The organism is Streptomyces sp. NPDC055239 (genome assembly GCF_053606205.1).
This window is the reverse complement of sequence record NZ_JBSGRD010000001.1, coordinates 1,105,624-1,118,889: the sequence shown is the minus strand read 5'-3', so window position 1 is coordinate 1,118,889 and position 13,266 is coordinate 1,105,624. Positions and strand designations below refer to the sequence as shown.

Here is a 13,266-nt window from a genome sequence, read left to right as displayed (position 1 = left end):
TCCGACATGACCTTCTCCCTGCGCCCCACGTACGACGACCCTTACCTCGCTGACCTGGTCGAGAGGCTGCGCGACTACCTCGACGGCGAACTCGCCGACCACGAACAAGAGCGCGGCCTCACCCACGAGAGCCGCCTCACCCGCGCCGATCTCGAACCGATCTGGCGCCGCAGCCGCGAACTGGGCTTCTACGGCATCCACCTGCCCGAGGAGTACGGCGGCCAGAACCTGACGTACACCCAACTCGCGGCGCTCAAGGAGGAGGTCGGCGCGAGTGGCCGCGTCCTCGCCCACAGCGTTCTGGGCGACATGGGAGGGCCGCTTCGCGCGGGCGACATCCTCAAGCACGCCACCGACCACCAGCTCGCCAAGTACCTGCTGCCCCTGGTCCGCGGCGAGCGCGCCTGCTGTTTCTCCCTCACGGAGACCGACGCCGGATCCGATGTGCGCTCCATGCGCACCACCGCCGTCCGTGACGGTGACGGCTTCCGGCTGACCGGCCACAAGGTGTTCTCGTCGGCCGGGCCGTTCGCCGACTTCGCCATCGTGGTCGCCCGCATGGCAGGGACCGGGGAGCAGGAGGGAGAGAAGCCTCAGTTCTCCGCCTTCCTCGTCGACCTGGACAGCCCCGGCTGCCGTGTCGAGGACGGCGCGACCCCGATGTCAGGCGAGCACATCGAGAGCGACATCGTCCTGGAGGACTGCCAGGTCCCCGCCGCCAACCTCCTGGGTGAGGAGGACAAGGGCATGCGCATCGCGCTCGGCCGCGTCACCACCAACCGGCTGCTGCACTGTCCCACCGTCATCGGCGCGACGCGCCGCGCCCTCGACCTGACCCTGGACCGCACCCGCCACCGCAAGGTCGCGGGCGGCAAGCCCCTGCTCGCACTGCAGGCCATCCAGCACAAGGTCGCCGACATGGCCACGGAGTTCTACGCGGCCCGCTCCATGACGTACGCGGCCCTCGCGGCGCTCGACAAGGGCGAGGAGGCGCACGCCGAAGCGTTCATGTGCAAGCTCTTCGTCGCCGAGTCCGCCTTCCGGATCCTCGACCAAGCCGTACAGATCCACGGCAAGGAAGGTCTCACCCAGGGCAACGAGATCGAGTTCCTGTTCCGCAAGATCCGCATGTTCCGCGTCCTCACCGGGACGTCGGAGATCCAGCGCAACGGCATCGCGAAGCTGCTGGCGTTCCAGGCCTGAGCTGCGGCTGCTCCGTTGCCGCGTCGGGCCCGGGGCCGGGCCCAGGGTCGGACTCGGTGTCCGGCTCGGGGGTTCCTGTGCGCAGTACGCGGTTGACGCGTGCCGTGTCCAGGACGCGTTCCCAGCGGGCGACGACGAGGGTGGCGACGCTGTTGCCCGCGAGGTTGGTCAGGGCACGGCACTCGGACATGAACTTGTCGATGCCGAAGATGAGCATGATGCCCGCGGCGGGGACGGTGCCGACGGTGGAGAGGGTGGCGGCCAGGGCGATGAACCCGGCGCCGGTGATGCCTCCGGAGCCTTTCGAGGTCAGGATCATGACGGCGAGCAGGCCGAGTTGCTGCCCGATGGTCAGGGGTGTGTCGGTGGCCTGGGCGATGTAGACGGCGGCCAGGGACAGGTAGAGGGAGCTGCCGTCGAGGTTGAAGGAGTATCCGGTCGGCACGGTCAGGCCGACGATGTCGCGCCGGACGCCGAGTCCTTCGAGTTTGGACATCACGCGGGGCAGGACGCTCTCGGAGGACGAGGTGCCCAGGACGATGAGGAACTCTTCGCGCAGGTAGCGAAGGAGCCGGAAGACGTTGATCTTCAGCAGGGCGAGGACGCCGCCGAGGATGACGACGACGAAGAACAGCGAGGTCCCGTAGAAGAGCCCGATGAGCTGTCCGAGGCTGGTGAGGGTCGAGATCCCGTACTTGCCGATGGTGTAGGCCATGGCACCGAAGGCACCGACGGGTGCGGCGAGCATGATGTAGTGCAGGATCTTGAAGACGACGGTGCTGAGGCGATTGATGCCGTCGACGAGCGGGGCGCCCACGGGGCCCACCGCTTTCAGTGCGACGCCGAACAGGACGGCGAAGAAGATGACTTGGAGGATGTTGCCCTCGGCGAACGCTCCGACCGCGCTGGACGGCACGATGTCGGTGAGGAAGTGCCACCAGCTCTGGTTCTCGCCGTCCTTGACGTACTGAGCGGCGTCGCCCGACAGGTGGAGGTCGCCCGGGTGGGCGTGGACCCCGGCGCCGGGCTGGAACACGTTGACCGCGACAAGGCCGACGGCGAGGGCGGCCAGTGTTCCCGCCTGGAAGTAGACGAGTGATTTCAGGCCGACCCTGCCGACGCGTCGCAGGCTGTCGACACCGCCGATGCCCGCCACGATCGTCAGGAAGACGATCGGCGTGATCAGCATCTTGATGGCGGAGACGAAGGTGGTGCCGACCGGTTCGAGGGCGACGCCCGCGGCGGGCCAGAGCCAGCCGGTCAGGATGCCCGCGACGATCGCGGCCAGGACCCAGAAGTACAGCTGTTTGTACCAGGGCTTGGGCGTGGACGGTGGCGTGGCCGGGGACGCGCTTGCAGTGGTGGACGCGGTTGCTGCCATGGCGTTACTCCTCGTTGAGGAACGTGGATGCAACCGGGGCGGGGTCGTCCGTACAGGCGCGTCACACCCCCGGCCCGGCGCGTATCAGAGGCGCGTATCAGAGGCGCGTGTCAGAGGAGTTCGATGAGCTTCTCGGTGAACTCGGTCGTGGTGGCGCTGCCGCCGAGGTCGGGGGTGCGCAGGTCGGTCTTGGCGAGCACCGCGGCGATGGCGTCGGTGACGTCCGTGGCCGCTTCGGCGTGGCCGAGGTGATCCAGCATCATGGCGGCCGACCAGATCGCCCCGAGGGGGTTGGCGATGCCTCGGCCCGCGATGTCGGGGGCCGAGCCGTGGACGGGCTCGAACATCGAGGGGTGTTCCCGCTCCGGGTTGAGGTTGGCGGCCGGGGCGATCCCGATGGAACCGGCCACTGCGGCGGCCAGGTCGCTGAGGATGTCGCCGAAGAGGTTGGAGGCGACCACCACGTCGAAGCGGGCCGGGTCGAGGACGAACTTGGCGGCCAGCGCGTCGATGTGCTCCTGGTCCCAGGTCACCTGCGGATGGGCGGCGCCGCGCTCGGCGACCAGCTCGTCCCAGAACGGCAGGGTGTGCACGATGCCGTTGGACTTGGTGGCCGAGGTGAGCCTTCCCGCACGCTGCGCGGCAAGATCGAAGGCGTAGTCGAGGACGCGAGTCACTCCGGCCCGGGTGAACACCGACTCCTGCACGGCCATCTCTTCCGGAAATCCCCGGTTGAGCCGGCCACCGATCTCGCTGTACTCGCCCTCGACGTTCTCGCGGACCACGACGAAGTCCACCTCGCCGGGTGCGGCGGCTCGCAGCGGACTGTCGACGCCTTCGAAGACGCGGATCGGGCGGAGGTTGACGTACTGGCGAAAGCTCCGCCGGATCGGGATCAGCAGTCCCCACAGGGAGATGTGGTCGGGCACGCCCGGGTAGCCGACCGCGCCGAGCAGGATGGCGTCCTTGTCGCGCAACTGGTCGATGCCGTCCTCGGGCATCATCGCGCCCTCGCTGACGTACCGCTCGCACGACCAGTCGTAGGAGGTGTACGAGAAGCCGAAGCCGTGACGGGCGCCGACGGCGTCCAGGACCTGCTGAGCGGGTGGCAGGACCTCGGCCCCGATGCCGTCGCCGGGGATGAGTGCGATGTGGTGGTGGGTCATGGCCCGATTGCAGCAATCAGGCCGTGGAACCGTCCAAGACGCTCTGCCGATCTGCCTTATAAGGGATGCCTATTAGGCCGTTCATCACTGCTCTACGACGGCAAGCGCGCAGGTCAGAAAGGCTCTGGCTGCCGGGGCCTGCTCCGCGCGACGGCTGACCAGAGCGACGTGCAGGGTCGTCATCGGCTCGATGTCGAGGACCAGCGCACCGGCGCGCTCGGCCATCGTGCGCCAGGACTCGGTGACCACGGCGAGCCCGGCGCCCGCGAGCACCAGCGGCAGGATCGCCACCCGGTGCTCGGTCTCCGCCGCGATCGTGAAGTCGATCCCCCGCTCGCGAAGCCCGTCGACGTACGCGCGCATCCCGGTGCCCCGCTGCCCGACGATGAGGCGCTGCCCGGCCAGTTCCTCGCAGGCGACCGGCCGACCGGCGGGGAACGGCCCGTCGGGAGGGGTGACGAGGACGAAACGCTGCTCCCCGGCGGCGTGCGAGATCACCTCTTTGTCGGTGAGCGGACCCGACGTCGCGAGGAGCCCCAGCTCCGCGGCGCCGGTCCGCACCATGTCGACGACGTCGCGCGAGGTGAAGGCGGCCCGGATGTTCACCGACACCCCGGGGTACCGGCCGCTGAACGCACTGATCATCGTGGTCAGCGGCTCCACCGCCTGGGACGGCATGGCGGCGATGTCGAGGCGCCCCTCACGGAGTTCGTGGACCGCGGCGACGCTGGCGCGGGCCGTCTCCAGGCTGCGCACGGCCGCCCGGGCAGGTTCGATCAGCGCCGTACCGGCCTCCGTCAGCAGAGCCCGGCGACCGATCCGGTGGAACAGGCTGCTGCCCAGGTCCCGCTCCAACGCCTGTACGGCCTGGGACAGCGAGGGCTGTGAGAGGTAGAGGGCCGACGCCGCCCGGTTGAAACCCCCGTGATCGACGATCGCGAGGAAGTACTCCAGCTGACGAACATCCATGCGTACATCTTCACGTCTGCGTGACCGTCGTGGCTGCGGGAGACCGCTGGGACGCCGGCCATGGTGACCGGCGTCGGCCCACCTGGGCGTCGGCCGGGGCCTAGGCGCCGCTCGCGTTGAGCATGTCCTCGCGCTCGACGATCTTCACGCGCTCGCGCTCCTCCGTCTTGCCGAGGGCCTTCTCGGCGGCGTCGAGGCGGTACCAGCCCTCCCACGTGGTGAAGCGGACGTTCTGCTCGCCGAGGAAGGCGTTCACGGCCTCCGGCTCGGGGGCGGTGGGCGCGTGCAGACGGGCGTTCGCGTGGTCGTCGAGGAGGCTGGCGACCGTCTCGTTGGCGTCGCCCTTGGTGTGCCCGATCAGGCCGACGGGTCCGCGGCGGATCCAGCCGGTGACGTACGTCGACTGCAGGTGCTCGCCGGTCTCCTCGATGACCCGGCCGCCCTTGTCCGGCACCGTGCCCGAAGCGACGTCCCAGGGGAGCTTGGGCAGCTCGTCGGAGAGGTAGCCGACGGCGCGGTAGACGGCGCCGAGGTCCCAGTCCTTGAACTCGCCGGTGCCCTTGACGTTGCCGGTGCCGTCGAGGGCGGTGCGCTCGGTGCGCAGGCCGACGACGCGGCCGTCCTCGCCCAGGATCTCGGTCGGCGACTCGAAGAAGTGCAGGAACAGCTTGTGCTGCCGGTCACCGGCGTCGCGGATGGCCCAGTTCTCAAGGGTCTTGGCGACCATGTCGGCCTGCTTGTTGCCGCGCCGGGTCGCGATCGAGCCGTCGTCGTAGTCGATGTCCTCGGGGTCGACGATGACCTCGATGTTCGGGGAGTGGTCGAGCTCCCGCAGCTCCATCGGGCTGAACTTGGCCTGCGCGGGGCCGCGGCGCCCGAAGACGTGGACCTCGAGCGCCTTGTTGGCCTTGAGCCCCTCGTGGACGTTGGCCGGGATCTCCGTCGGCAGGAGCTCTTCCGCCGTCTTGGCCAGGATGCGCGCCACGTCGAGCGCCACGTTGCCGACGCCGAGGACGGCGACCTTCTCCGCGTCGAGCGGCCAGGTGCGCGGCACGTCCGGGTGCCCGTCGTACCAGGAGACGAAGTCCGCCGCGCCGTACGAGCCGTCGAGGTCGATGCCGGGGATGTCGAGGGCACGGTCGGCCGTCGCGCCGGTGGAGAAGATCACCGCGTCGTAGAAGCTGCGCAGGTCGTCGAGGTCGATGTCCCGCGGGTAGTCGACATTGCCGAAGAAGCGGATCTGCGGCTTGTCGAGGACCTGGTGCAGGGCCGTGACGATGCCCTTGATCCGGGGGTGGTCGGGGGCGACGCCGTAACGGATGAGGCCGAACGGCGCGGGCATCCGCTCGAAGAGGTCGATCGACACACCGGGCTCGACCGCCACTGCGGATTTCAGCAGCGCATCGGCGGCGTAGATGCCGGCCGGACCGGCTCCGACAACAGCTACCCGCAGAGGGCGAGACATGATCAGGTTTCCCTTCGAGCGAAGACATGGGGCTCGTCGGGAAGCCTAAACTAAGGCAATCCTAAGTTAGTACCCGGCCTTGACCTATGACCTCATAAGGCCAGCTTATGGGATCAAGTAGGCAGGGTTTGAGTCGGGTCGGGCGTCGCCGCGATTCCCGGCGCATGGAGATGCGGGCGGGGCGCGAGGGAACTCGAGCATGCGCCGTCGCGTTGTCAACTCACCGAGCTCGCAACCGAGTTGATGCCGAGAGCACCCAGCGCCACCCAGTCCCTCGACTCCCCTTCCGCTCGCATTTCGCTCACATTCCGCTCTTCACGGAGGTCCGGAACCATGAACCGTAGTTACTTAAATCACTCCCAGCCCTCCCGGCGCACCCTCCTCGGCGGTGCCACCGTCGCAGCCCTCGCGCTGGCGACCGGAAACAGCACGGCTCACGCCGCCACGGCCCCACAGGGCGCCACGTGGCCGACCGAGTTCCCGCTCCCCGACGGTTTTCTTCCCGAGGGAATCGCCATCGGGAACAAGCCGTACGCCTACATGGGCTCGCGCGCCAACGGCGCCATCCACCGCACCGACCTGCGCACCGGCCGGGGTGAGCTCTTCCACGAGGGCGCCACCGGATGGGTGACGGTCGGCCTGAAGGTCGACGACGACGGTCTGCTCTACGTCGCCGGGAACACCGGAGTCGCGCGGGTCCTCGACACCCGCAGCGGCAAGCTCGTGGCCACGTACCGACTGACGGAAGCCACCGGCCACTTCATCAACGACGTCTTTCTGCTCGGCGACCGCGCCTGGTTCACCGACTCGCGCGACAGCACGTTGTACAGCGTGCCGCGCGGCAGCGACGGCCACAGAGGCAAGGTGCGCGCGCTGCCACTCGGCGGGGACTGGGTGCAGACGCCGGACGTGAACAACGCCAACGGAATCGTCGACACCCCCGACGGCCGGGGTCTCATCGTCGTGAGCAGCACACCGGGCAAGCTCTACCGCGTGCGTCGCGAGACCGGACACGCCACCGAGATCACGCTGATCGGCGCGGACGACGTGGTCAACGGCGACGGCCTCTTCCGTATCGGCCGCACTCTGTACGTCGTACAGAACCGGCTGAACCGCATCAGCGTGTTCCACCTCGACGCCGGGGCGGGCACCGCCACCCTGCGCCGCACGATCACCGACCCCCGCTTCGACATCCCCACCACCGCGGCCCGCTGGCGCGATCGCCTCTACCTCGTCAATGCCCGCTTCAGCAGCCCGCAGGAGCCCACGACGACGTTCAACGCCGTCGCCGTTCCCCTTTGAGCCGTTCCCCTTTGATACGAGGCCGGACGGCGCCCGGCGGCACCGATTGAAAGATCAAAGTGGCATCGGGTTAGCATATGAGCGCCGCCTAGCTCGAAAGATAAACCTGTGACTGTCAATGACGACTCGTTCACCAACTGGAAGAACCGCGAGGAGATCGCGGAGTCGATGATCCCCATCATCGGGAAGCTGCACCGGGAGCGGGACGTGACCGTCCTGCTCCACAGCCGCTCCTTGGTGAACAAGTCGGTGGTCAGCCTCCTCAAGACCCACCGGTTCGCCCGGCAGATAGCCGGCGCGGAGCTCTCCGTCACCGAGACGCTGCCGTTCCTTCAGGCCCTCACCACGCTCGATCTCGGCCCGTCCCAGATCGACATCGGCATGCTCGCCGCGACGCACAAGGCCGACGAACGCGGTCTGTCGGTGGCGGAGTTCACCGCCGAGGCCGTCTCCGGCGCCACCGGCGAGAACAAGATCGAGTGCCGCGAGGGACGCGATGTCGTCCTCTACGGCTTCGGCCGCATCGGCCGTCTCGTCGCCCGCCTGCTCATCGAGAAGGCGGGCTCCGGAAACGGCCTTCGGCTGCGCGCCGTCGTCGTCCGTCAGAGCGGCGGGCGGGCCGTCGAGGACTTGGTCAAGCGCGCCTCGCTGCTGCGCCGTGACTCCATCCACGGCCAGTTCCAGGGCACGATCACCGTCGACGAGGCGAACAGCACGATCATCGCCAACGGCAACGTGATCAAGGTGATCTACGCCAACGACCCCTCCGAGGTCGACTACACGGCGTACGGCATCAAGGACGCCATCCTCATCGACAACACGGGCAAGTGGCGCGACCGCGAGGGGCTCTCCAAGCACCTGCGCCCCGGTGTCGACAAGGTCGTCCTGACCGCGCCCGGCAAGGGCGATGTCCCGAACATCGTGCACGGCGTCAACCACGACATGATCAAGCCGGACGAGCAGATCCTGTCCTGCGCCTCCTGCACCACCAACGCCATCGTCCCGCCGCTCAAGGCGATGGCGGACGAGTACGGCGTCGTGCGCGGTCACGTGGAGACCGTCCACTCGTTCACGAACGACCAGAACCTCCTGGACAACTTCCACAAGGGCGACCGTCGCGGCCGCTCGGCGCCGCTCAACATGGTCATCACCGAGACCGGTGCCGCATCGGCCGTCGCCAAGGCGCTGCCCGACCTCGAGGCTCCCATCACCGGCAGCTCGATCCGCGTCCCGGTGCCGGACGTCTCGATCGCGATCCTCAGCCTGCGGCTCGGCCGCGAGACCAACCGCGAGGAAGTCCTCGACTACCTCCGCAACGTGTCGCTGACCTCGCCGCTCAAGCGGCAGATCGACTTCACCACCGCCCCCGACGCGGTGTCGAGCGACTTCATCGGCTCGCGCCACGCCTCGATCATCGACGCGGGTCCCACCAGGGTCGACGGCGACAACGCGATTCTCTACCTCTGGTACGACAACGAGTTCGGCTACTCGTGCCAGGTCATCCGCGTCGTCCAGCACGTCTCCGGCGTGGAGTACCCGACGTACCCGGTGCCGGTGCTCTGATCCCGGCGAGGAGGGCGGGGGCGGTCGAATGCCGATGGGCGTCCGACCGCCCCCGCCCTCTGTCGTCATCCCCCTCCGAGAAGCCTCCGGGCGCCGAGGGCCAGCGAGATCTCCACCACGTCGCCGACGCGCGTGAGGCTGCGGCCCGTCAACTGCTCCACGCGCCGCAGCCGGTTGAGGACGGTGTTGCGGTGACAGTAGAGGCGGGCGCCCGCGCGCTGCGCGGAGCCGTCGGTCTCCAGCCAGACGGCGAGCGTGTCCAGGAGAAGATCACGGTCGGCGGGGTCGAGGGAGTGCAGCGGGCCGAGGACCCGCTCGGCGAGCGCCTCCGCGAGTTCGGGCGACGAGACCACCAGGGCATCGGGCAGACGTTCGTCCAAAAGGACGGTGCCGCCGCTGCGGGGGCAGGCGCGCAGCGCCGTGTCGGCGAGACGGCGGGCGTGCGGGACGGCGGCGAGGCCCTCCACGGGTGAGCCGATGCCGGCGCGGGCTCCGGCGGGCAGGGAGAGAGCGGCGCCGAGAGCGGACAGTTCGGCCGCCGGGTCGCCGTCGGCGTCGCCGAGCAGCACCAGGGCATACTGGACCCCGGGAGCGGAGTGGCGCAGCATCCGCGTTCCCGTCGGCAGAGTGAGGTGGCTGCCGACGTCGTCCTCCCCCGCCAGGGCGATCACGGCGTACCACCCGTCCTCGGGCAGAGCCAGGACGTCGGCGGCGGTGGGCAGGTCGGTGAGGCGGGCGCTTCCGTCGAGGAGGCTCGCGGTCAGCAGCCGCAGCCGGTTCTCGTGCTGCCAGGCCATGCGGCGCTCGGTGCGGCGGTAGGCGTCGGCGACCACGCCGCAGTGCTCGTCGACGAAGTTCCATACGTCCGTGGCGACATGGATGAGCAGGCCCATGTCGTCGGGGTTGCCGCGCGAGACCTCCTCCACGAGGCCCTGCCACACCATCGCCCCGCCGAGCCGGAAGGCGTGCAGCAACGCGTCGAGGGGCAGGCCCCGTTCGGCACGTACCCCGGCGATCTGGATGGACGTGCGGTGGGCGTCCTCCCTGGTCTCCCCGGGCTGGAGGAGCGAGGTGACGCTGCACCGCAGCGAGCGGTGCACCTCCTGCCACACCTCGGTGGGGCGGGCCTCGATGTCCGGCCGGTAGGCGGGCTCCTGTTCGCGCAGTGTCGCCACGAGCCGGTCGGTCATCGAGGCCAGGTCTCGCAGCAGGGCGCGGGTCGCCCGGTGCAGCACGGCGACGGCATCGGCGTCGAGGAGGGAGCGCGAGCCCGGCGCGAGCGGGGTGATGGCGGGCACTTCGTGCAGGGGCCCGGCCACCCGTGACCGCAGGACGTGTGGCATGGGGCCTCCCCGGGGAGTGTGCGCACAGCAGGATCTTCTCTGACGCCCGAGAATGGCATACCGCCCAGTCGGTACCTAGAGGTGTGCGGCAATCTCCACATCACGGTCCGGCAACCCGCCGTCACCGGCGAGCAGTCGCGACAGCTCGACCCGGGAGCGTACGCCCAGCGCGGCGAACACATTGCGCAGGTGGTGGTCGACGGTGCGGTGGCTCACCGAGAGGCACACCGCCACCTCGCGGTTGGTGGCTCCCTCCGCCACATGACGGGCGATACGTTGCTGCTGCGGGGTAAGTGCCGCGAGCGGCCCGGGTCCAGGCTCCCCCGCCACCGCCTCGCCCGCGGCGCGGAGTTCACCGCGGCTGCGGTCCGCCCAGGCGCGCGCCCCGCACCGCTCGAAGCCGACGAGGGCGTCCCGCAGCGGACCGCGTGCCTCACGGGTGCGGCGCCTGCGGCGCAGCCACTGGCCGTAGAGGAGCTGCGTACGGGCGCGTTCGAACTCGCCGGGCGTACGGTCGTGGTGCGCGAGGGCGTTCTCGTACGCGGCGGCCGTCTGCTGCGGTGGGGCGAGGAGGGCGCGGCAGCGGGCCAGTTGGGCGGGGGCGAGCCGGTCCGCGGTGGATCCGGCCCAGCGGGTGAACTCCGCTGTGGCGCTCTGGGCTTCCGCCGTACGTCCGGCCTGGACGGCCGCTTCCACGAAGCAGGGGACGGCCAGCATCCGGACGGCGAAGTGCCCGCGCCGTGGGCCCGGGGCAACCAGAGGAGCAAGCCGGGCGGCCGCGTCCGCCGGACGGCCCGCGGCGAGATCAGCTCGGGCGACGGCCCAGACGGCGAGCGTGGCGGCCTGGGTGAGCCCGTGTGGTCCTGCGCCCGCCGCCGCGGCTGCCGCGTGCGCCGAGCATGCTTCCGCGTCGCCCTCCACGGATGCGGCGAGGGCGAGTACGGCGTGCAGGGAGACCGCGACATTGGGCTGGCCGATGCGCTGTGCGGCCCTGAGCCCTTCGAGGGCGTGCGCCCTGGCCCTGGTGTGACGGCCCGCGCGCAGTTCTCCGTAGGCCAGATGTTCCAGTGCGCGCGGCAGCAGGACCTCGGGGCCATAGGCACGTACGGCCGCGAGCGCTCGGGCGCCCGCCCGGCAGGCGCTCTCGACCTCGCCGACGACCAGAGCCGCGGATCCGGCCCGCAGCAGCCCGGCCGGTTCACCCGTCGCGGGTACGTCGTCGACGCAGCGACGCAGCAGGGCGTGCCCCTCGGCGGTGCGGCCCGCGAGGACGGCACACATCCCGGCGCGGTAGGCCTCGAGGGACGGGTCGTCGGCGCAGGCGGGTAATCGCGCCATCGCCTCTTGGTAGGCCGCGACGTCGCCCATCGCCCAGGCCGCCTCCGCGGCTCCGATCAACGCGTGGCGTGCAGGTTCCGGCGGGAGCAGCACGGCGGCGGTGAGCAGGGCCTCCCTGGCGTCGGCGGCAGGGCCGTCGGAGAGGGCGAGCAGTCCGCGCACCCGGTGCACGCCGCCGTGGGCGGGGACGGCAGCGGTGCGGGCCAGGAGGGCGCGGGCCCGTACGGGGTCCCCTGCGAGGCGGGATGCCTCAGCCGCGTCGGCGAGGCGGTCGGTGCGCAGTGTCGCGTCGGCGGTGAGCTCCGCGGCACGGGCCAGGGCGGTGGAACGCTCGGCGTGCGGGCGGGGTGCGGTCGCCGCGTCGGCGAGGGCTCCGGCGAGCCGTGCGTCGTGGTCCCCTGCCGCGCAGGCGAGTTGGATCAGGCGGGAGAGGCGGTCGCGGCAGACCGCGGCGAGGCGGGCGTGGGTGGCTCTGCGGCGGGCGAGCGGCGTACGGCGCAGTACCGCGCGGCGCAGGAGCGGGTGAGTGAAGTGGATGCGGCCGCCCGCTCCGACGACCGCACCGGCCGCTTCTGCGGGCGCAAGGCCCGAGGGGTCGCCGCCGGCCCGCAGCAGCAGGGCGAGGTCCGCGCCCGCGCCGTCGGGCTCGTGCTCCCCGGCCGCCGCTGCGAGCAACAGCAACGAGCGCGCGGCGCCGGGCAGTTCGTCGATGTGGACGGCGTAGTCGTCGAGGAGGTCTTCTCCGCCGGGCAGGGGGTCGGGCAGCGGGGTGCGTCCGGCCAGTTGGTCGGGGGTGAGGGCCTCGACGAGCGCGGTGAGCAGACGCGGGTTCCCCGCGGCCTCGCGGATCAGCCAGGCGCCGACGACGGGATCGGCGGAGTGTTGGGTGAGACCGTCGAGCAGGGCGACGGCTGCGTCATCGCCGAGCGGGCTCAGGCGCAGGGCGGACAGCCCGCTCAACTCCTCTAGTGCTGAACGGTGTTCGGCAAGGGTGAGCAGTACGGCGACGGGTCTCTCGGCGGGCAGCTGGCGGAGCTCCGCCAAGAGTGCGGCCCGGGACACGGGGTGCCAGGTGTGTACGTCGTCGATGCAGACCAGTAGCGGACCCTCGTGCGGCAGCGCTGCCGGGGCGACTGCCCGCACCGACGGGACCGGGGCACAGATCGCCCGCGCGTGCTCCACGAGTGCGGTGCGGCCGAGGCCGGGCTGCCCGGAGAGGGCGAGCACACCGCCGCGACCGGCGTGCAAGCGTCCCACCAGGGATTCCACGGCGGCGATCTCCTCGCTGCGGCCGTGGAGCTCGGGGGGCCTGAGCGCGCCGGGTACGGTCGTCGAAAGGGTCACGCCCGCACGTTACTTCCGCGTAACACAGCCCGGAAGCCCCGCGTCCGCAGGGCTGGGCACGCCACCAACGGCCGCCGCATCGTGGTGTGCGCGGGCACAGTCTGTGCGTGGGCACAGTCGGGGTCGGCGCGGGACACGCGTCGTCCGCCGCCGGTTGCCCGGCGGCGGACGAAGGCCCCCCAGTGACGGAGC

The 13,266-nt window shown here is 70.6% G+C and carries 9 protein-coding genes; 3 read left to right on the top strand and 6 right to left on the bottom strand.

Features of this window, described 5'->3' with window-relative positions:
- Nucleotides 1–6: 6 nt before the first annotated feature.
- The gene (locus ACWFRJ_RS04575) at nt 7–1,203 is read left to right on the top strand and encodes an acyl-CoA dehydrogenase family protein (RefSeq protein ID WP_453524705.1); all 1,197 of its coding nucleotides are present in this window, start codon (nt 7–9) and stop codon (nt 1,201–1,203) included.
- Here the strand turns inward: ACWFRJ_RS04575 and dctA are convergent.
- From dctA to ACWFRJ_RS04555, 4 genes are all read right to left on the bottom strand, one after another.
- Complete coding sequence (gene dctA / locus ACWFRJ_RS04570) at nt 1,142–2,584, bottom strand: C4-dicarboxylate transporter DctA (protein ID WP_453524704.1); 1,443 nt, start codon at nt 2,582–2,584, stop codon at nt 1,142–1,144. The genes ACWFRJ_RS04575 and dctA overlap by 62 nt on opposite strands.
- 110 nt (nt 2,585–2,694) lie before the next feature.
- A complete protein-coding gene (locus tag ACWFRJ_RS04565) occupies nt 2,695–3,750 on the bottom strand; it encodes a tartrate dehydrogenase (RefSeq protein WP_453524703.1) in 1,056 nt (351 codons plus the stop codon).
- Nucleotides 3,751–3,834: 84 nt separating this feature from the next.
- The gene (locus tag ACWFRJ_RS04560) at nt 3,835–4,719 is read right to left on the bottom strand and encodes a LysR family transcriptional regulator (RefSeq protein ID WP_453524702.1); all 885 of its coding nucleotides are present in this window, start codon (nt 4,717–4,719) and stop codon (nt 3,835–3,837) included.
- A 100-nt stretch (nt 4,720–4,819) separates the two neighbouring features.
- Entirely contained in the window at nt 4,820–6,184 is a 1,365-nt protein-coding gene (locus tag ACWFRJ_RS04555) for an FAD-dependent oxidoreductase (protein ID WP_453524701.1), read from the bottom strand.
- A gap of 333 nt (nt 6,185–6,517) precedes the next feature.
- Here ACWFRJ_RS04555 and ACWFRJ_RS04550 point away from each other — a divergent pair, with 333 nt between their 5' ends.
- Both ACWFRJ_RS04550 and ACWFRJ_RS04545 read left to right on the top strand, forming a co-directional pair.
- Nucleotides 6,518–7,486, top strand: a complete 969-nt coding sequence (locus ACWFRJ_RS04550) for an SMP-30/gluconolactonase/LRE family protein (protein WP_453524700.1) — start codon at nt 6,518–6,520, stop codon at nt 7,484–7,486.
- Between the two features lie 108 nt (nt 7,487–7,594).
- The gene (locus tag ACWFRJ_RS04545; protein ID WP_453524699.1) at nt 7,595–9,049 is read left to right on the top strand and encodes a glyceraldehyde-3-phosphate dehydrogenase; all 1,455 of its coding nucleotides are present in this window, start codon (nt 7,595–7,597) and stop codon (nt 9,047–9,049) included.
- Nucleotides 9,050–9,114: 65 nt separating this feature from the next.
- On the opposite strand, the gene ACWFRJ_RS04540 is transcribed toward ACWFRJ_RS04545, so the two are convergent.
- Entirely contained in the window at nt 9,115–10,392 is a 1,278-nt protein-coding gene (locus tag ACWFRJ_RS04540) for a PucR family transcriptional regulator (RefSeq protein WP_453524698.1), read from the bottom strand.
- 75 nt (nt 10,393–10,467) lie between these two features.
- On the bottom strand, nt 10,468–13,074 hold the full coding sequence (locus ACWFRJ_RS04535) for a LuxR C-terminal-related transcriptional regulator (protein WP_453524697.1): 2,607 nt from the start codon (nt 13,072–13,074) through the stop codon (nt 10,468–10,470).
- Nucleotides 13,075–13,266 lie beyond the last annotated feature (192 nt).

What these genes read in the sequence shown, in the direction of transcription:
- ACWFRJ_RS04575 (WP_453524705.1), top strand. Translation starts at nt 7, where the DNA reads ATGACCTTCTCCCTGCGCCCCACGTACGACGACCCTTACCTCGCTGAC.
- ACWFRJ_RS04560 (WP_453524702.1), bottom strand. Translation starts at nt 4,719, where the DNA reads ATGGATGTTCGTCAGCTGGAGTACTTCCTCGCGATCGTCGATCACGGG.
- dctA (WP_453524704.1), bottom strand. Translation starts at nt 2,584, where the DNA reads ATGGCAGCAACCGCGTCCACCACTGCAAGCGCGTCCCCGGCCACGCCA.
- ACWFRJ_RS04550 (WP_453524700.1), top strand. Translation starts at nt 6,518, where the DNA reads ATGAACCGTAGTTACTTAAATCACTCCCAGCCCTCCCGGCGCACCCTC.
- ACWFRJ_RS04540 (WP_453524698.1), bottom strand. Translation starts at nt 10,392, where the DNA reads ATGCCACACGTCCTGCGGTCACGGGTGGCCGGGCCCCTGCACGAAGTG.
- ACWFRJ_RS04565 (WP_453524703.1), bottom strand. Translation starts at nt 3,750, where the DNA reads ATGACCCACCACCACATCGCACTCATCCCCGGCGACGGCATCGGGGCC.
- ACWFRJ_RS04555 (WP_453524701.1), bottom strand. Translation starts at nt 6,184, where the DNA reads ATGTCTCGCCCTCTGCGGGTAGCTGTTGTCGGAGCCGGTCCGGCCGGC.